We start from the raw sequence: 18637 nt of genomic DNA, 5'->3' as shown, positions 1-18637 counted from the left end.
ATTCCTCCTTATTGCAATTTAGGCCGTGTTTGAAACATGGCAAGATGCCCAACCGGCGGATCTTTTTTCGCGAAGCTGGGTTCACAGGGCTTTCTCCGCCGCCTGAATCAGCGCGTCTATGGTGGCCTCCTCCGCAATTATCACCGGGATCCCCGCCTGTCTGGCCTGGGCGGCAGTTTGTTCCCCGATGCAGACGCCCAGCACCTTGGAGCAGTCCGCTTCTTCCCCTACCGCGGCCAGAAATCCCCGCACCGTGGAGGCCGAGGTGAAGGTTACGGCGTCCACTGTCCCCGCCGCCACCGCCGCCTGCAAAGCCGCCACCTCCGCCGTTTCGTATACCGTGCGGTAGATGGGAATATCGTCATAGGGAATGCCTGCTCTTTCCAGCGCCTGGGTCAGGGCCGCGCCCCCCTCCGCCGCCCGGGGCAGCAGCACCCGCCCCCCGGCCCGCTCCGCCAAAGCCGCGCCCAGGTGGGCGCCGTCGTAGATCTCCGGCGTCAGATCCGCCAGCAGGCCGTGCTTTTTCAGGGCTTCGGCGGTGCCTGGGCCAATGGCCCCCAGACAGCGCCCGCCCAGAGCCCGGGCGTCCTTCCCCCGCCGGTGCAGGTGATCCCAGAAGACCTCCACCCCGGCGGGGCTGGTAAAGACCACCCACTCATAGCGCTCCAGCGCTTCCACCGCCTCCGTCAGCCGTGGGCAGGGCGCAATGGGCGCCGTCCGGATGCAGGGGCACTCCCACACATCCGCCCCCAGCAGCCGCAGCCGTTGGGACAGCGTCCCCGCCCGGTTTTCCGACCGCGTCACCACAATTCGCTTTCCCTTCAGGGGCAGGGCGTCAAACCAGTCCAGCTGGTCTGCCAGGGCGCACACCGGACCGAAGACGCTGACTGCCGGACTGGCCACACGGCATTCCGCCGCCCGCTCCGCCAGATTCCCCGCAGCGGCGCTGATCCGCCGCTGGCGAGGCGTGGTCCCCCCCTCGATCACCGCCGCCGGGGTATTGGGATCCAGCCCCGCCGCCAGCAGGCCGGCGCAGATCTCCGGCAGACTGGCCACTCCCATCAAGAACACCAGCGTCCCGCCGGCCCGGACCAGCGCCTCAAAGTCGATCTCTAACGGCTCTCCCCTCCGCCGGTGGCCCGTAATAATATGCAGGGATGAGCCAAAGGTCCGGTGGGTCACTGGAATGCCTCCATAGGCCGGCGCCGCCAGGGCGGAGGTCACCCCGGGGACCACCTCAAAGGGGATTCCCGCTTCCGCCAGCGCCTCCAGCTCCTCTCCGCCCCGGCCGAACAGGAAGGGGTCGCCTCCCTTGAGGCGGACCACCCGCTTTCCCATCCCTCCATACTGAACTAACATCCGATTGATCTCGCTCTGGGGGACGGGGTGGCGGCCCGCCTCCTTGCCTGCGTCAATTTTAATGGCGTTTTGGGGGATCAGGGCCAGTATCTGGGGATCCACCAGCCGGTCGTAGACCACCACCTCCGCCTGGGTCAGCACCTCCCGGCCCCGTACGGTGAAAAGCCCCGGGTCCCCCGGCCCCGCGCCCACCAGAATGACGCCTCCCGCCATATCACCGCGCCTCCTTCCGTCTGCGCGCCAGAGCCAGCCCCAGCGCCTCCGCCTCCTCTGCCGGGCCGCGGAGGGTCTCCCGCACGCCGTTCTCGTCCATGCCGGTGAGGGAGAGCAGGCCGTCCTCAATGACTCCAAACGCCGCCACGGGGGAGGAGCAGCCCCCGCCCAGAGCCCGGGTGAAGGCCCGCTCTCCCTGGGCGCAGGCGGCGGTCTCTTTGTCGTTTATCTCCGCCAGCCAGGGCCAGTCCGCCCCAGTCCGGGTCTGCACCGCCAAAATTCCCTGTCCGGCGGCGGGGAGCATTTCCTCCGGAGAAAAATACCGGTAGATTCGTCCCGACAGGCCCAGCCGCTCCAGCCCGGCGGCGGCCAGCACCAAAGCGCCGAATTCCCCCCGGTCCAGCTTCTCCAGCCGGGTGAGCACGTTCCCCCGCACCGGCTCCACCGTTACACCGTGGAAGCGCCGCTCCAGCTGGAGCCTCCGGCGGCGGCTGGCGCAGCCGATGGGCCGGGTGAAGTCCGGCTCCTCCGCCCCCCGGGGCAGCACCAGGGCGTCCCTAGGATCCCCCCGGGGCAAAAAAGCCCCAATGGGCAGATCCGGGTGCGGCTCCGCCGGCAGGTCCTTCAGGCTGTGCACCGTCAGATCCACCCGCCCCTCCAGCAGGGCGGCGTCCAGCTCCCTGACAAAGAGCCCCTTCCCCCCTATCTGATCCAAGGTGCGGTCCAAAATCCGGTCGCCAGTGGTCTTCATGGTCACCAGCTCCAGTTCGATATCCGGGGCGGCGGCCCGGATGGCCGCCATGACCAGCTCGGTCTGGACCACCGCCAGCCTGCTCTCCCGGCTTCCGACGCGCAGCTTCACTCCAATCCCTCCCATGTCTCAAGCGCCTGGCGGATGGCCGCCGCCGCCCGAGCGGCGTCCTTATGGCTGTCTCCCCGGGAGACCACCCCTGCCACCACCTGGTTTCCCTCACAGATCGCGGGAAAATAAAACGTACACTCCTCCCGCCGGTCCGCCACGCTGACGGGGAGACGCGCCCGCCGGGCCTCCTCCCCCACTTGGCGGTTTACCTGCCGGTCCCCGGTGGCGGCCACCACTACCGCCGCGCCCGCCAGGTCGCCGGGCCGGTAGGGCCGGGGAATGTGGTTGATTTCACCAAATTCCCCCGTCAGGCAGGGGGCAACCACCGTTACCTGGGCGCCGAACCGGGCCAGAACGGCAGCGCGGCGGGCCGCAACCGGCCCTCCGCCCACAATAACCGCCCTGGCCCCCCGCAGATTGACAAAGAGGGGGAAATAGAATCCGTTGGGCCCCGTCTGCGCCGCCTTGACAGCCCGGCAGCGGGTACGGGCCCGTATTTTCTCCGCGCATTCCTCCAAATCTTCCGCAGAGAAATGTCCTTTCAGATTGCGGGTGAGCAGGTCCACCGCCAGCCCGGCGCTCTCCTCCGGGGACAGCGGCCCGCGGGCCCGCACCCGCTCGGCCACCGCCCGCTTCAGCTCCGCCGCGGCGGACAGGCCCTCCCGGCAGCTGGCCCACTGCCGCAGCTCCTCCACCGCCCGGTCCAAAATGGCCTCCCCCTCCTCCGGCAGGGCGGGGCGCGCCCCGGTTCCCAGGGCGTCAATGTCCCACAGGGTCATCCCAGGCATTTTTCCCAGGCTGCCGTCGATATCTCTGGGCACCGCCAAATCCACCAGCCAGCGGGGGGGATGGGTCAACGCCTCAAATTCCCGCCGCCGGACGGTGCAGTGGGGGCTGGCCGTGGCGGAGACCAGAATGTCCGTCCCCTCCATGGCCCCATAGCGCCCCTCGTAGGGGACCACCCCGCACCCGGCAGGCACCAGGGTCTCCCCATGGCGATAGGTCCGCAGCGTGACCGTCACGGCGCACCCCGCCTGCCGCAGCAGCCGGGCGGACAGCCGGCCCATTTCCCCATTTCCAATGACCAGGACCTTTTTCCCTGCCAGGGGACCCATTGCCTGGGTCAGACGGGCCACCGCCTGCTCCGCCGAAGAGCGGGGCACCCCGGTCATCCGCACCCGGGTCCGCAGAGCCTTCCCCGCCGCGATTCCGGTGGAGAACAGCTTCTCCAGCACCGCTCCGGCGCAGCCCGCCTCCCGGGCTGCTGATAAGGCCGCCTTTACCTGGGCGATAATCTGGTCCTCCCCAAAGATCTGGGAGTGCAAACCCGCCGCCACCTCTGCCAAGTGCCGGGCCGCCGCCAGATCCCGCGCAGCCGTTGTCAGGCGCGCCAGGCGCTCTCCCGCCGGACCGCCCAAGCCGCATAAAACCGCCCTCGGATCCAGATCGCTCCCCTCCGCCAGCGACAGATACAGCTCCGTCCGGTTGCAGGTGGACAAGAGAACGCACTCTCTCACATCGGGATACCTCCGGCGGATCTCCCCCATCGCCTCCCGGGCCGCTCCGCCGGAAAAGGACAGGCCTTGGCGCAGTTCCACAGGGGCCGTGCTGTAGTCCAGGCTGGACATCGCCAGATTCACTGCTGTCTCCCCCTTACCAGCACCACGGAGAAATAGTCCTCCTCTCTCATATCCGCCAGGGCGGGACAGATCTTCTCCCCCTCCATGCCGCAGTTGCACACCGCTGCCGCCTTCTCCAGCCGGCCGCGCGCGGCCAGGGCATCCCGAAGCGCGCCCACATTCCGCCCCGCCTTCATGTAGACCTGATTGGCGGGGAAGTCCAGACAGTCCTCCACGCAATGGCTGGCCGGCACAATCAGCAGCCGCTCATCCCCTTGGCACAGGCTCACCCCCAGCCGGGCCGCCGCCGCGCAGAAGGAGGGCACCCCAGGCACCAGCTCCGCCCGGTATCCCCGCTGCGTTACCTTTCGATGAAGATAGATATAGGTTGAGTAGATTGCCGGATCCCCCAAGGTGATAAACGCCACGGTTTTTCCCTTGTCCAGCAGTGCGCACAGCCGGTCCGCCCCCCGGCGGTAGCTGTCCTCCAGCCGGGCGGCATCCCGGGTCATGGGAGTATCGCAGTACACCAGCTGCTTTCCCTCCACATGGGCCGCGACAATTTCAAGGGCGGTCTTCTTCCCGCTCCCCTTGTCCGGCACCGCCACCACATCCGCCTCCCGCAGAATCCGGGCCGCTTTCAGCGTCAACAGTTCCGGATCGCCCGGCCCCACGCCCACGCCATACAGTATTCCCTGTCCCATATTCGCTTCCTCCCAAAAATCACGCCGGCCACAGCAGCGCCAGCAGCGGCGCACCGCAAAAGAGCGCCAGCGATAAAAAGGCCGTGCCGTACATCAGCCGGTTGGCCCGCACAATGTCCGCCGGCTCCACCAGGTGGATCGGGTCCCCCAGCGCGGGTTTATTCACCCACCGTCCGCCGTAACGGCTTGGCCCGGCCAGCTGAACGCCAAGCGCCCCGGCACAGGCCGCTTCCGTATGGGCGGAATTGGGAGACGGGTGCTTTTTCCGGTCCCGGCAGAAGATGCGCAGGGCATTCTTCCCATTAAAACCCGTCAGCACGGCGGACAGGCAGAACAGCCCTCCCGCCAGCCGGGCGGGAATGAAATTACACACATCGTCCAGCCGGGCGGCGCACCGGCCGAACTCTAAGTACCTCTCGTTCCGGTACCCCACCATAGAGTCCATTGTATTCACGGCCTTGTAAGCTACGCCCCCCAGGGGCCCCGCCAGAGCCAGCGCCAGCAGCGGCGCCACTACTCCGTCAGCGGTGTTTTCCGCCACGGTCTCCACCGCCGCTTTGGCCACCCCGGCCTGGTCCAGCCCATCGGTATCCCGGCCCACAATCATAGATACCGCCTTCCGGGCGGCGTCCAGATCCCCCCGGGCCAGCGCCCAGTACACCGCCATGCTCTCCGCCCGGAGGGATTTCACCGCCAGCAGCTGATAGCACAGCAGCACCCTGGCCCCAAAGGCCAGCCGGCAGTGGAGCAGGGCGCACAGATACAGAATCAGCGCCGCCGTCCCCACGGACAGGCCGAGCACCAGCAATACCAGTGCCCTGCCCGCCATGCGCGCCCCGCCCGGCGTTTTGGGGAAGAGACGGCGCAGGGCGGGCTCCAGCAGGGCGATGAGGCCGCCCATAGCCCGGACCGGGTGGGGCGCCCAGTGGGGGTCCCCCAGCAGCAGGTCCAGACAGAAGCCCGCCAGCAGCGCCAACAGATTTTGCGTATAAAAGGTTCGTATCATCACAGGCCTCCGGAACCCCCTGTTGCTTCATTTTTGTCCCTCTGGTGGCGCTTGAGCAGGTCATCCGCTCCGGAGGTCCTGCCCAGCAGTCCGAAGCGGTGGGAGAAAATCACCACCTGTATCTCCATCCCTGCCCCCGCCCGGCGGGACAGCGCCTCCTCCACAGCCCGGGTGATTGAGGCCATCACCGGCTTGAGCAAACCCGCCGATTCCAGCACAGCCAGGGCCCCATCGGTCGTGGCGGCGGCATACACCCCGTTTACCAGGGCCCGATCCCCCCCCGCCAGGGCGGTGTGGGCGGCCAACACCTCCCGCCGGCCGTCTGCCACGGCGGAATGGGTGTTAAAAATCCCCGCCGCTGTCTTCACCAGTTTGCCCAGGTGTCCCACCAGCAGAACACTCTCAAACCCCAGCCCCGCAGCGTAGTCAATGCTCTCCCCCAGATAGTTGCCCCAGACGGCGGGGCGGCTTCTCAGGCCCAGATGGTCTTTTGCGTAGTCCGCCCCATAGTTCCCCGGCACCGCCAGCAGGCGCCGCACACCCTGGGCGCGGAGCAGGTCCAGCTCCAGCCGGATGGAGTCTACCAACGCCGCCTCGCTCATAGGCCGGACAATGCCGCTGGTGCCCAGAATGGAGATTCCCCCTTCAATGCCCAGCCGGGGATTAAAGGTCTTTTGGGCCAGCGCCTCCCCGCTGGGGACGGAGATCACCGCCCGCAGGCCGTCAGTCTCTCCCGCCGCCTGGCGGGCCTGCTCCAGTTGTTGGAGAATCATCCGGCGGGGGACAGAATTGATGGCCGCGGCCCCCACGGGCTGGTCCAGGCCGGGCAGCGTCACCCGGCCCACCCCCTCGCCGCCGTCTACCGCGCAGCGCTCCCCCGGACGGCGGGAGACTTGGGCGAAGATCTTGATTCCGCTGGTGACATCCGGGTCGTCTCCCCCGTCCTTCTCCACCGCGCACCGGACCCAGCCCGGCCCCGCGGACCACTCCACCGGCTGGGTCTGCACCGCAATGCCTTCAGGCGTGTTCACCTGTACGCAGGCCGGCCGCAGGCCGGTGAGCAGCGCCTCCGCCGCAGCCCGGGCCGCCGCAGCCGCGCAGGTTCCGGTGGTATAGCCGCACCGCAGCCGCGCCCGGCCTACCGGGATATAGTGCTCCAGCCTGACCATAAGCGCCCTCCGCTGTCTGAACTCATCCGGCCGGCCCCCTCAGACAAGGGCTCCCGGCGGATACAGGATTGGGTTCTATTATAGCAACCTTTTTTTTGAAAGTAAAGAATTCCCCCTTTTTCCGCCAGGGCAGCGGTATTGAAACAGCGGAAAGCAGCGTGCCCAGCGGCCGCGCTGTCTATGGGATCTGTAGCCTGCTCAATTCAGATCCTGTATCCCCAACAGGAAATACAGGATCGTTAGCGTGGTGAATAAACATAATGAAAAAGTGCAGGCGCTTTTTCGTCCGGTTGGGAACGTATGTTTGACTTCTTTCCCGCTAAACTCTATAATAGAAACACAACCCAGACCTGGGGAGGTGCCCTTTATGGACCGCGTTATTCTGCACTGTGATCTGAATAGCTTTTATGCCTCTGTGGAGCTGCTGGACTACCCTGAGCTGCGGCAGCGGCCTGTAGCTGTATGCGGCGATCCGGAGCGCCGCCACGGCATTATTCTTGCCAAAAATGAGGCCGCCAAGACCTTTCAGGTCAAAACCGCCGAGACCATCTGGCAGGCCCGGAAAAAATGCCCCGACCTGATCCTTCTGCCCGCCCACCGTGAGAAGTATCCGCACTGGTCCCAGGCCGTCAACGCCATTTACGAGCGGTATACCGATCTGGTGGAGCCCTTCAGCATCGACGAGAGCTGGCTGGACATGACGGGTTCCCTCCATCTCTTCGGCGGCGACGCCAAGAGAGTGGCGGATGAGATCCGGGCCGTGGTCCGCCGAGAGACCGGCCTTACCCTCTCCGCCGGGGTATCCTTCAACAAGGTCTTTGCCAAAATGGGCAGCGACTACAAAAAGCCGGACGCCACCACGGTGATTTCCCGGGAAAATTTCGCCCGCCTGCTCTGGCCCCTGCCGGTGGGAAATCTGATTTTTGTGGGCCGGGCGGCCGCCCAGACACTGGCCCGCTGCGGTGTACGCACCATTGGGGATCTGGCCCGCTTTGACAAAGAGGCCCTGGTCCGCCTGTTGGGCCGCCAGGGGGCGCTTCTCCACGACTACGCCGCCGGTGAGGACCGCAGTCCCGTGATCCCCCTGCGGGACATGCCGCCCCCCAAATCCGTAGGCAACGGCATCACCTTTCCCCATAATCTGGTGGGGTGGGAGGAGCTTCACTCCGGCCTGGCTCTGCTGTCCGACGGCGTGGCCGCCGGCCTGCGCCGGGCGGGAATGAAGTGTACCACCGTCCAAGTGACCATACGCGACCCCGCTTTCCGGGATATTTGCCGGCAGACCCGCCTCGCCGCTCCCACCTTTGTCTCCCGCGAGATCCTCCGCGCCGCCTTTCAGCTGGTCCAGTCGGCTTGGCAGGAAAACGCCCCCCTCCGCGCCCTCACCGTCACCGCCCAAAATTTGCTCCCGGAACAGCAGGCCGCGGAGCAGCTCGATCTCTTCTCTGCCGGCGATGTCTCCCAGCGGGACCGGCTGGAGCGGCTGGAAAAAACCGTGGACCGGCTGCGGGATAAATACGGGCGCTCCGCCCTTTCCATTGCCTCCGCAGGGGCCTCCCCCGCCCCATCGCCAAAAGAATCCTTGCCATCCAGCGCCCCATTGGGGAAAAAGCCGAAATAGGGTATTTTTCAGGAAATTAAGTTGCGTTTCCACATGTGACAGGTTATAATATGGGGTCAGAAAAATCTATCTTTAATGATAAATAAGAGGTGCTTACCGTGCAGAATACCAAGCTGAGAAACGTCGCCATTATCGCCCATGTTGACCATGGCAAGACCACGCTGGTGGATGAGATGCTCAAACAGGGCGGCATTTACCGGGAACATCAGGCCACGGTGGACCGCGTTATGGACTCCGGCGATCTGGAGCGGGAGCGCGGCATCACCATTCTGGCCAAAAACACCGCCGTCTATTATAAGGACGTGAAGATTAATATTGTGGACACCCCGGGCCACGCCGACTTCGGCGGCGAGGTGGAGCGTATTTTGAAGATGGTCAACGGCGTCATTCTGCTGGTGGACGCTGCAGAGGGCCCCATGCCCCAGACCCGCTTTGTCCTGTCCAAAGCCCTGGAGCTGGGCCACAAGGTCATCGTGGTGGTGAACAAGATTGACCGCCCGGACCAGCGCATCCACGCGGTGATGGATGAGGTGCTGGAGCTGCTGCTGGACCTGAACGCCACGGATGAGCAGTTTGAGTCCCCCACCCTGTTCTGCTCCGGCCGGCAGGGCACCGCCTCCTACTCCCCCGACGCGGCCGGTACCGACCTGGCCCCCCTCTTTGAGACCATTTTGGACTACATCCCCGCCCCGGAGGCCGACGACAGCGCTCCCTTCCAGATGCTGGTCTCCTCCATTGACTACAACGACTTTGTAGGCCGCATCGCCGTGGGCCGTATTGAGCGGGGGGTGATCAAGCAGAACCAGGAGATCGCTGTGTGCAACTACCATACCCCCGACGCCGTTCCCAAGAAGGCCAAGGCGGTCTCCCTCTACCAGTTCGACGGGTTGGGCCGCACCCCGGTGATGGAGGCTTCCGCCGGCAATATCATCGCCATGAGCGGCATTGGCGACGTGACCATCGGCGACACCATCTGCGCCCCCGGCGCGGTGGAACCCATTGAGTTCGTCAAGATCTCCGCCCCCACCATTGAGATGACCTTCTCCGTCAACGACTCCCCCTTCGCCGGGCGGGAGGGCAAATTCGTCACCTCCCGCCAGATTCGGGAGCGGCTGATGAAGGAGACCCTGCGGGACGTGTCTCTCCGGGTCAGCGACACCGATTCCACCGACTCCTTCAGCGTGGCCGGCCGGGGCGAGATGAGCCTGTCCATCCTCATTGAGACCATGCGCCGGGAGGGTTATGAGTTCCAGGTCTCCCCCCCCCGGGTGCTCTACCAGGAGATCGACGGCAAAAAGTGCGAACCCATTGAGTGCCTGGTGGTGGACGTGCCCTCTGACTGCGTGGGCGCGGTAATTGAGAAGATCGGATCCCGCAAGGGCGACCTGTTGGAGATGAACCCGGTGGGGGATCGGATGAAGCTGGAATTTCTGGTCCCCGCCCGGGGCCTGTTCGGCTACCGCAACGAATTTTTGACCGACACCAAGGGGGAGGGCATCATGGCCTCCGTCTTTGACTCCTATGCTCCCTACAGGGGCGACATCGCCCGCCGCTCCACCGGCAGCCTGATCTCCTTTGAAACCGGCGAGTCCATCACCTACGGTCTCTTCAATGCCCAGGAGCGGGGCACCCTCTTTATCGGCGCCGGCGTGCCGGTCTATGGCGGCATGGTGATTGGCTTTTCTCCCAAGGGGGAGGATATGGCCGTCAACGTCTGCAAAAAGAAGCAGCTCACCAACACCCGGGCCTCCGGCTCTGACGAGGCCCTGCGTCTGGTGCCGCCCCGTCAGATGAGCCTGGAGCAGTGTTTGGAATTTCTGGCCGACGACGAGTTGCTGGAGGTTACACCGGAGAGCCTGCGCCTGCGCAAGCGCATTTTGAATCACGCGGATCGGATGAAGGCTTTGAAGGGCGGGAAGTAACCCGAAAGCAGGGAACCCCTGCGGGGACGGCCCTGCGCGGGCCGCGCCAGGGGCCTTTCCCGAAAGGCCCCTGGACCCAAAGGGCTCAAGGGGGAATTCCCCCTTGAGAATCCCCCGGGCTGGCGGCCTCAATGTTTAGGCGAGAGGCAGGCGCAAAGTCGTTGCGCCCGCGCCCGATGCCTTTATTATGTCAGTCGTGAAAGCAAAGCCCGCGCCGAATACACTGCAAAACTTGCCAGCCGCAACGATTCAAGAACTGGATCTGACGGCCGCCACGATGCTTGGTGCGCTGCACCCAGAAAGGCGTCCGTCGGACAGCGTACTTGAATTGCTGCGGCTGGCAAGTTTTGCGTTGTATACGACGCGGGCAAAAAATATTGTCCACTGGTTTTTTTCGGGCGGGTGCAACTGCTTTGTTTCATGTCTGATGAATTCAGAGACCGCCCGTCCGTGGTCTTGGGGGCGTCCAGAGGGGGGATTTTTCCCCCTCTGGCCCTTCGGGGTTCCGGGGCCCTTTCCCGAAAGGGCCCCGGACGCCGCCCGCGCAGGGCAAGCCCCTGGGAGGTACTCCCACATAAAACGCAAGAGCGGCGCCGTCTGCACGGCGCCGCTCTTTTTCTCCTCTAAAACTGTTTTACCGCTGGCCCTTATCGTAGGGAATTCCCTCCGCCTTCGGCGCCCGGGAGCTTTTGGACGTGAAGGCCAGGATCACCATAGAGGCGATAAAGGGCATCATGTTGTAGATCTCCTTGGGCCAGTGCAGTGCGGCCAGGAAGGTAGAGTCGGCGATGTTCGCCAGGGACTTGAACACCGCGAAGAAGATGGCCGCCAGGAAGATCCGGTGGGGCTTCCACTGGCCGAAGATCATCACCGCCAGGGCCAGGAAGCCCATGCCGGCCACGCCCACCTCAAAGTTCCAGCTTTGCACGGAAGGCACAATGTAGGCAAAGCCGCCGATGCCGCCCAGGATTCCGGAGATCATCACGCCGGCCCAGCGCATCTTGTATACGTTGATGCCCACAGAGTCCGCCGCCTGGGGATGCTCGCCGCAGGCACACAGCCGCAGGCCGAAGCGGGTCTTGTAGAGCACCACATAGGACACCACCAGCGCAGCCAGGCCCACAATGAGGAAGACGCTCACATCCAGCTTTCCAATCTTGAACAGGAAGGGGCCGTTGGAGTAGTCCAGCTTGGCGGACTGGCTGCCGTTGACCTGCTTGGCAATGACCATGGCCACAGCGGTGGCCAGCACGTTGAGGGCGGTGCCGCCGATGGTCTGATCCGCCTTCAGATTGACCGACGCAAAGGCCAGCAGGCAGGCGTAGGCCATGCCGGCCGCGGCCGCCGCCAGGACAGAGATCACCACCACCATCACAGGCGGGAAGGAGGCCGCCGCGATTTTCACCGCAATCAGGCCCATCAGGCCGCCGATGACCATAATGCCCTCCAGGGCGATGTTGATGATGCCGGAGTGCTCCGAAAACATGCCGCCCAGCGCCACCAGCATCAGAACCATGGTGTACAGCAGGGTGTATTTGATCAGCAACAGCATTATGCGTCACCCTCCTTTCCATTCTCCTCCGCCGTTGGGGCAGGCTCCGCGTTTACATTGACCTTTTCCTTCTCCCGCTTGCCGGACAGACGGCCCAGAGCGACGCGGAACAGCAGGGCAAAGGCGCACAGGTAGATAATAATGCCGGAGATCACATCCGCAATCTCAGGCGGGAAGACGCTGGCGTTCATAAAGCCGCCGCCGGTGCTGATGTGGGAGATAAACAGCGCGGAGAAGATAATGCCGATGGGGTTGGAGGAGGCCAGCAGGGCCACCGAGATGCCGTCAAAGCCGATGCCCGGCAGCGCGGTGGAGTTCATGGGGGACCACTCCGCCACGCCGGACAGGTAGTACAGCCCGGCGCCGAAGCCCGCCAGCGCCCCGGCGATGACCATGGAAAGGACAATGTTCCGCTTCTCGTTGATGCCGGCGTACCGGGCGGCCTCCTTGTTGTTGCCGCAGGCCTTCAGCTCGTAGCCGAAGGTGGTCTTCTGGATGACTACATAGATCAGCACCGCCACCGCAACGGCCAAAAAGATGGCGATGGTGGTAGAGCGGTTCATAAAGTACTTGCTCAGCCCCAGATCGGGGATCACCGCGTCTGGGTAGGAAGTGCGCAGGGCCCAGGTCTTGGTGGCCTTGGCGTCGTACATCACGCCGGTGCCGCCGCCATACATGATGGTATTCACCGCGTACAGGCCGATCCAGTTGAACATAATGGCGGTGATAACCTCGTTGATATTCAGATACGCCTTGAACAGGCCGGGGATGGCGCCCCAGACAGCGCCGAACAGAGTGGCGCCGATGAGGCAGGCCCACCAGGGCATTTTCAGCACAATGGCGCAGAACAGTGCGCCAAAGGCGCCCAAGGTATACTGGCCGGCGGCGCCGATGTTGAACAGGCCGGTTTTAAAGGCAAAGCCCACGGACAGGCCGGTCATAATCAGGGGGGCTGCGGAGGCGATCTCACGGCCGATGCCGATGGGCTTCATAAAAAAGCCACCCATCAGAATGGGCTTGAAGCCCGACTTCCATGCGTTGGCCAGCACATTGCTCAGATCCCCGCCTGTCTTGGCCGCGTTGGCCCAGCTCAGGGCCACCAGACAGATAAATCCGATGACAAGGCCAATTAAAATACAAAGCAGCGAGGCCAACAGGGCGCTTACACTGCCGGAGGCAAGGGAATTTCTCTTTTTCACTGCTCTGCTCCCTCCTTCCGGGCGCCGGCCATGTACAGACCCAGCTCCTGCACGTTGGTCTTCTTCGGGTCAAACTCGCCCACGATCTCTCCCTCGTACATGACCAGAATGCGGTCGGACAGGTTCATGACCTCGTCCAGCTCCAGGGAAACCAGGAGCACTGCCTTGCCTGCGTCCCGTTCCGCCACAATCTGACGATGGATATACTCAATGGCGCCCACATCCAGCCCGCGGGTGGGCTGCACCGCCACCAGCAGCTTGGGATCCTTGTCGATCTCCCGGGCGATGATGGCCTTTTGCTGGTTGCCGCCGGACATGGACCGCGCGGCGGTAATCGGCCCCTGGCCGGAGCGCACGTCGTACTGGTCGATCAGCCGCTGGGCATACTGCCGCACGGCGCCGAACTTGATAAAGCCTCCCTGCTGGAACTCCGGCTCCCAATAGCGCTGGAGCACCATGTTCTGCTCCAGCGTATAGTCCAGCACCAGACCGTGCTTGTGCCGGTCCTCGGGGATGTGGCTCATGCCGCTTTTGGAGCGATTTCGGATAGAGGTATGGCTGATATCCTGGCCGCACAGGTGAAAGGACCCCTCGCTCTGCTTGGTCAAGCCGGTGAGGGCGTAGATCATCTCGGTCTGTCCATTGCCCTCAATGCCGGCCAGGCAGACGATCTCCCCCGCCCGCACCTGGAAGGACACGTTTTTCACCGCGTTGTTTTTGTGGAGCTTAGAGGGCACAGTGACGTTCTTTACCTCCAAAATCACGTCCCCGGGCTTGGACTCCTCCTTCTGCACGGCGAATTCCACGTCTCTGCCCACCATCCGCCGGGACAGCTCCTCTTTAGAGGAGTTTTTGATGTCCACCGTGCCCATATACTTGCCCTTGCGCAGAATGGTACACCGGTCTGCCACCGCCATGATCTCATTGAGCTTATGGGTAATGAACAGAATGCTCTTGCCCTCCTTGGCGAAGCCGCGCATAATCTCCATCAGCTCGTCAATCTCCTGGGGGGTGAGTACGGCAGTGGGTTCGTCAAAAATAAGAATTTCGTTTTCCCGGTAGAGCATTTTCAAAATCTCCACCCGCTGCTGCATTCCCACAGAGATGTCCTCAATCTTGGCGTCCGGATCCACCTTCAAGCCGTACCGTTCAGACAGCTCCACCACTTTTTTCCGGGCCTCCGCTTTCTGGAGCAGTCCGCCCTTGCAGGGCTCCACCCCCAGGATGATATTGTCCAGCACGGAAAAGACCTCCACCAGCTTGAAGTGCTGGTGAACCATGCCGATGTGCAGGTCGTTGGCGTCGTTGGGGTTGCGGATTTCCACAACCTGTCCGTTCTTTTTAATGGTCCCCTGCTCTGGCTGGTACAGCCCGAACAGAACGCTCATCAGCGTGGATTTCCCCGCTCCGTTCTCGCCGAGAAGGGCGTGTATCTCGCCCTTCTTGAGCTGAAGCGTCACATCATCGTTTGCCTTGATGCCGGGGAATTCCTTCGTGATGTGCAGCATTTCAATGACATACTCTTCCAAGGGATCACTTCCTCTGCTTTAATCGCGGGACAGGGCCGTCTGTCCCGGTCTGGGGAATACTGTGTATATTATACACGAACTCCTGTCATTTGGGAATCATTTTTTTCATTTTTGCTAACTTCTACTTTTCTGCGTCACAACGGCGCAAATATTGCCTAAAAAAAAGTAATGCAGTCATCCTTTTTTACAGTTTCCCCTTTTGAGCGGCGGGGGCGGCCTGCACAATTTCCCGGCGGGCACAATCTTTGCGTTGACCTTTTGCCTGGCGCGGTGTATTATAATTTTGTTTTTTGTCAAAAAAATATTTTGAAAAGGAGCGTCCGTTATGTCCACCCTTCTCATTCAAAACGCCCGGTATATTGTCTCCTGCGACGGCAGCGACACCCTCTGGGAGCAGGCTAATCTCCTTCTTCAGGACAATACCATCGCCTACATCGGCCCGGACGCCCAGGAGGCTGAGCGCACCATCGACGCCAGCCGTATGGCGGTCTATCCCGGCCTGGTGAACACGCACCACCACCTTTATCAGCTCTTTTCCCGCAACCTGCCGGAGGTACAGCGCATGGAGCTTTTTCCCTGGCTCACCGCCCTTTACGAGGTGTGGAAGGGGCTGGACGAGGAGGTGGTCTATCACTCCTCCCTCATGGGTATGGCGGAGCTGCTGAAGACCGGCTGCACCACCTGCTTTGACCACCACTACGTCTTCCCCGAGCGGGCGGGGGACCTGATTGCCGCCCAGTTCCGGGCGGCGGACCAGCTTGGGATGCGCTTCCACGCCTCCCGGGGCTCCATGGACCGGAGCAAGAAGGACGGCGGCCTGCCCCCGGACAGCGTGGTGCAGAGCATTGACGCCATCATGGCGGACTCTGAGCGGCTGGTCAGCACCTGGCACGACAGCAGTCCCTTCTCCATGCACCAGGTGGCTCTGGCCCCCTGCTCCCCCTTCTCCGTCACCGGCGATCTTATGCGGGAGAGCGCCAAGCTGGCCCGCTCGTTGGGGGTGCGCCTGCACACCCACCTGGCCGAGACCAAGGATGAGGAGCGCTATACCCTGGAAAAATTCGGACTGCGCCCTGTGGCCTACATGGAGAGCCTGGGCTGGATCGGCCCCGACGTCTGGTACGCCCACGGCATCCACTTTGACGACAGCGAGCTGGACCTCCTGGCCCAGACCGGCACCGGCGTGGCCCACTGCCCTGCCTCCAACATGAAGCTGTCCTCCGGGGTGTGCCGGGTGCCGGAGATGCTGGAAAAGGGCGTCCCCGTGGGGCTGGCCCTGGACGGCTCCGCCTCCAACGACGGCTGCGACATGCTGGAGGAGCTGCGGGTGGCCTATCTCCTCCATCGGCTCCACGCCAGCCACCGGGCCCCCACCGGCTATGACCTGCTCAAGATGGCCACCCGGGGCTCCGCCAAGGTGCTGGGCCGGTCCGATATCGGCTGCCTGGCCCCCGGCATGGCCGCCGATCTCTTCCTGGTGGATCTGGACCGTCTCCCCCTGGTGGGCGCCCAGTTCGACCCAAAGTCCATGCTGTCCACCGTGGGGCTGAAGGGGGATGTGGACTATACCATTGTCAACGGCGTCCCCGTGGTGGAGAAGGGGCGTCTCACCGCTCTGTGCGAGGAGGACGCGGTCCGCCAGGCAAACGCTGTGGTCCGCCGCTATCTGGGCCGGTAGGTTTCCCATTTGCAAACCGTTCCGCGCCGCTTCCCTGAATTTTTCTGCCCTCAACCGTCCTTTTTTGTCTATTTTGAACCTTGTCAAAGGCCCGCTCCGTGGTACAATGTCTCTTGATTCTTTCCCAGAGAGGGCGTGATTTCCCCTATGGAGGACTGTGCTGCTCAGCCTACCCCCCTTTTCCCCCGCCGCGCGCTGATCCAACTCATTATCCCCCTGGTCATTGAACAGCTTCTGGCCATGACCATCGGCATGGCGGACACCATGATGGTCACCCGGGCCGGGGAGGCCGCTGTCTCCGGCGTGGCCCTGGTGGACTCTATCAACCTGCTGCTCATCCAGGTTCTGTCCGCCCTGGCCACCGGGGGTGCGGTGATCGCCTCCCAGTATCTGGGCCGCCGGGACAACGACACCGCCTGCAAGGCCGCCAAGCAGCTCCTGTATCTGTCCACCGGCATCGCCCTGCTGCTCACCCTCCTGGCCCTGGCCTTCCGGCCCCAGATCCTGACCCTGATCTTCGGCCATGTGGACGCCGATGTAATGGACAGCGCCCTTGTCTACTTTTTGCTTACCGCCTGCTCCTTCCCCTTTCTGGCCATGTACAACACCGGTGCGGCCCTGTTCCGCTCCATGGGCAACAGCAAGGTCTCCATGTTCACCTCCCTGGTGATGAACATAGCCAACATCGGCGGCAATTTCTATCTGGTCTACATCTGCGGCTGGGGCGCCAAGGGGGTGGGGGCCTCCACTTTGTTCTCCCGGGGGCTGGGGGCGCTGGTAATGCTGGCCCTCATCTGTCAAAAGCGCCACCCGGTTCATATCCAACAGCTCTTCCGCCCCGAGCGGCAGGGAGGACTGGTCCGGCGTATTCTCCAGGTAGGGATCCCCGCCGGCCTGGAAAATGGTATGTTCCAGGTGGGTAAGCTTACCCTCCAGCGGCTGATCTCCAGCTTCGGCACCTCAGTTATGGCAGCGGACGCCATCTCCAACAGCGTGGCCAGCATTGTCAACGTCCCCGGCACCTCCATGGGCCTGGCCCTGATCACCGTGGTCGGCCAGTGTATGGGGGCCAGGGACCCGGATCAGGCAGTCTCCTACACGAAACGGCTTATGACAGCCACCTATCTGGCTATGGGTACCCTCAGCCTCGCCCTGCTGGGCGGCGCCGGGTTTATGGTGGGCTTCTTCAATCTCACCCACCAGGCCGCCCTGCTGGCCGCCCGGATCCTGCGCTTCACCGCCCTGTTTCAGCTCACCCTCTGGCCCCTGTCCTTCTCCCTCCCAAACGCCCTGCGGGCCGCGGGGGACGCCAAGTTCACCATGGTGGTGTCCATGTGCTCCATGTGGGTCTTCCGCATCGGCTCCGCCTACCTGATGGCCCGCTTTTGGGACATCGGCCTGCTGGCCGTCTGGTTCGCCATGTTCCTGGACTGGTTTGTCCGGGCCATCGTCTTCACCGTCCGCTTCGCCCGGGGCCGCTGGAAACAGATCCGCCTCATCTGAACGGAATAACGCCAAAACAACATATGCTCCCCCTGTGAGAGGCAGTGATAACACACCGTCAAACATAGGGGGAGCAATATAAAGAAGAAGCCGGTTTGTAAAGGTATACCTTTATAAACCGGCTTTTTTTCTTGCCTACATCCATATAATCGGCCCACGATTCGGTAAATTAAGTGGTCCTGAGAAATTTTTTGCGGGGCAATTTTGAGTTTGTAAAGGTTACGATTTTGCAAAGTCTCAAAGGGGGGAGCGGTATGGCGGCGGGAAAGACAGTCCAGTTCACCACCATCAAAGCCCGGCGCTATCCCACAACGGCCCAGAGCGTAACTGAATCAATTCCGTTTCAATCAGCGTTTTCCAAGCCGAGCAGTGGGAAACGAGAGGATGTGTGCGCACATCTGAAGCCCATAAGGGTATCCAAAATATTATGACCATGAAAAATCAGCGGGTGCAGGAGTGCCGCGGGCGAAAGGAGTTTGCCATGCTGTTTTTACAGATGAAAGAGGGGGAGTACCTGACCATCGGCGAGGATATCGTCATTCAGGTGTTCCCGGATTCCAGCACCACGGCCCGGCTGGGAATCAAGGCCCCAAAAGAGATTACAATTCTCCGGGGCGGAGGTGCGGGAACGCAATGGATGCCGCCGCCCCAACGGGCTGGTAGGGCCAGCAAAAGATAGAACTTTGGTTTCAAACGGCTGA

The 18637-nt window shown here is 63.0% G+C and carries 14 protein-coding genes; 5 read left to right on the top strand and 9 right to left on the bottom strand.

The window, feature by feature from the left end:
* Positions 1-81: 81 nt before the first annotated feature.
* Genes cobA through cbiD form a run of 6 tightly spaced genes read right to left on the bottom strand, consistent with a single transcriptional unit; the run spans position 82 to position 6932 of the window.
* Complete coding sequence (gene cobA / locus D1159_RS01250; RefSeq protein ID WP_161843888.1) at positions 82-1572, bottom strand: uroporphyrinogen-III C-methyltransferase; 1491 nt, start codon at positions 1570-1572, stop codon at positions 82-84.
* A 1-nt stretch (position 1573) separates the two neighbouring features.
* Positions 1574-2434, bottom strand: coding sequence for a hydroxymethylbilane synthase (gene hemC, locus D1159_RS01245; protein ID WP_161843887.1), 861 nt, complete (start codon positions 2432-2434; stop codon positions 1574-1576).
* A complete protein-coding gene (locus D1159_RS19950; RefSeq protein ID WP_347563616.1) occupies positions 2431-4074 on the bottom strand; it encodes an NAD(P)-dependent oxidoreductase in 1644 nt (547 codons plus the stop codon). The genes hemC and D1159_RS19950 overlap by 4 nt, the downstream gene beginning before the upstream one ends.
* Entirely contained in the window at positions 4071-4757 is a 687-nt protein-coding gene (gene cobI, locus D1159_RS01235) for a precorrin-2 C(20)-methyltransferase (protein WP_161843886.1), read from the bottom strand. Before cobI ends, D1159_RS19950 begins: the two co-directional genes overlap by 4 nt.
* A gap of 19 nt (positions 4758-4776) precedes the next feature.
* Positions 4777-5763 carry an adenosylcobinamide-phosphate synthase CbiB gene (gene cbiB / locus D1159_RS01230; RefSeq protein ID WP_161843885.1) on the bottom strand — a complete coding sequence of 329 codons (987 nt, stop codon included), beginning with the start codon at positions 5761-5763 and terminating at the stop codon, positions 4777-4779.
* Complete coding sequence (gene cbiD / locus D1159_RS01225; RefSeq protein WP_161843884.1) at positions 5763-6932, bottom strand: cobalt-precorrin-5B (C(1))-methyltransferase CbiD; 1170 nt, start codon at positions 6930-6932, stop codon at positions 5763-5765. The genes cbiB and cbiD overlap by 1 nt, the downstream gene beginning before the upstream one ends.
* A gap of 367 nt (positions 6933-7299) precedes the next feature.
* Between cbiD and dinB the strand changes: the two genes are divergently transcribed.
* Positions 7300-8553, top strand: coding sequence for a DNA polymerase IV (dinB, locus tag D1159_RS01220; protein ID WP_161843883.1), 1254 nt, complete (start codon positions 7300-7302; stop codon positions 8551-8553).
* Positions 8554-8651: 98 nt separating this feature from the next.
* The gene (typA, locus tag D1159_RS01215; RefSeq protein WP_161843882.1) at positions 8652-10475 is read left to right on the top strand and encodes a translational GTPase TypA; all 1824 of its coding nucleotides are present in this window, start codon (positions 8652-8654) and stop codon (positions 10473-10475) included.
* A gap of 634 nt (positions 10476-11109) precedes the next feature.
* Here typA and D1159_RS01210 read toward each other — a convergent pair.
* The 3 genes from D1159_RS01210 to D1159_RS01200 are packed head-to-tail and all read right to left on the bottom strand — an operon-like array spanning position 11110 to position 14755.
* On the bottom strand, positions 11110-12027 hold the full coding sequence (locus D1159_RS01210) for an ABC transporter permease (protein WP_161843881.1): 918 nt from the start codon (positions 12025-12027) through the stop codon (positions 11110-11112).
* The gene (locus D1159_RS01205; RefSeq protein WP_347563615.1) at positions 12027-13226 is read right to left on the bottom strand and encodes an ABC transporter permease; all 1200 of its coding nucleotides are present in this window, start codon (positions 13224-13226) and stop codon (positions 12027-12029) included. The genes D1159_RS01210 and D1159_RS01205 overlap by 1 nt, the downstream gene beginning before the upstream one ends.
* Positions 13223-14755 (bottom strand): ABC transporter ATP-binding protein, encoded by a 1533-nt coding sequence (locus D1159_RS01200; RefSeq protein ID WP_161843880.1) that lies wholly within the window; start codon positions 14753-14755, stop codon positions 13223-13225. Before D1159_RS01200 ends, D1159_RS01205 begins: the two co-directional genes overlap by 4 nt.
* A 325-nt stretch (positions 14756-15080) precedes the next feature.
* Between D1159_RS01200 and D1159_RS01195 the strand changes: the two genes are divergently transcribed.
* The 3 genes from D1159_RS01195 to D1159_RS01185 all read left to right on the top strand — a co-directional run bounded on the left by D1159_RS01195 (position 15081) and on the right by D1159_RS01185 (position 18615).
* The gene (locus D1159_RS01195; protein WP_161843879.1) at positions 15081-16433 is read left to right on the top strand and encodes an 8-oxoguanine deaminase; all 1353 of its coding nucleotides are present in this window, start codon (positions 15081-15083) and stop codon (positions 16431-16433) included.
* Positions 16434-16580: 147 nt separating this feature from the next.
* A complete protein-coding gene (locus D1159_RS01190; protein ID WP_161843878.1) occupies positions 16581-17936 on the top strand; it encodes an MATE family efflux transporter in 1356 nt (451 codons plus the stop codon).
* A 427-nt stretch (positions 17937-18363) separates the two neighbouring features.
* Positions 18364-18615, top strand: coding sequence for a carbon storage regulator (locus tag D1159_RS01185; RefSeq protein ID WP_161843877.1), 252 nt, complete (start codon positions 18364-18366; stop codon positions 18613-18615).
* The last annotated feature ends 22 nt before the right edge of the window (positions 18616-18637 follow it).

Source organism: Pseudoflavonifractor sp. 524-17 (genome assembly GCF_009935845.1).
GTDB lineage: Bacteria > Bacillota > Clostridia > Oscillospirales > Oscillospiraceae > Pseudoflavonifractor_A.
Note: the sequence above shows the minus strand (reverse complement) of the source record. Positions and strands in the feature narration are given on the sequence as shown.

Coding starts and splice junctions, on each gene's coding strand:
- dinB (WP_161843883.1), top strand. CDS start 7,300: ATGGACCGCGTTATTCTGCACTGTGATCTGAATAGCTTTTATGCCTCT.
- D1159_RS01190 (WP_161843878.1), top strand. CDS start 16,581: ATGGAGGACTGTGCTGCTCAGCCTACCCCCCTTTTCCCCCGCCGCGCG.
- cobI (WP_161843886.1), bottom strand. CDS start 4,757: ATGGGACAGGGAATACTGTATGGCGTGGGCGTGGGGCCGGGCGATCCG.
- D1159_RS01195 (WP_161843879.1), top strand. CDS start 15,081: ATGTCCACCCTTCTCATTCAAAACGCCCGGTATATTGTCTCCTGCGAC.
- cobA (WP_161843888.1), bottom strand. CDS start 1,572: ATGGCGGGAGGCGTCATTCTGGTGGGCGCGGGGCCGGGGGACCCGGGG.
- cbiD (WP_161843884.1), bottom strand. CDS start 6,932: ATGGTCAGGCTGGAGCACTATATCCCGGTAGGCCGGGCGCGGCTGCGG.
- D1159_RS01210 (WP_161843881.1), bottom strand. CDS start 12,027: ATGCTGTTGCTGATCAAATACACCCTGCTGTACACCATGGTTCTGATG.
- D1159_RS01185 (WP_161843877.1), top strand. CDS start 18,364: ATGACCATGAAAAATCAGCGGGTGCAGGAGTGCCGCGGGCGAAAGGAG.
- cbiB (WP_161843885.1), bottom strand. CDS start 5,763: ATGATACGAACCTTTTATACGCAAAATCTGTTGGCGCTGCTGGCGGGC.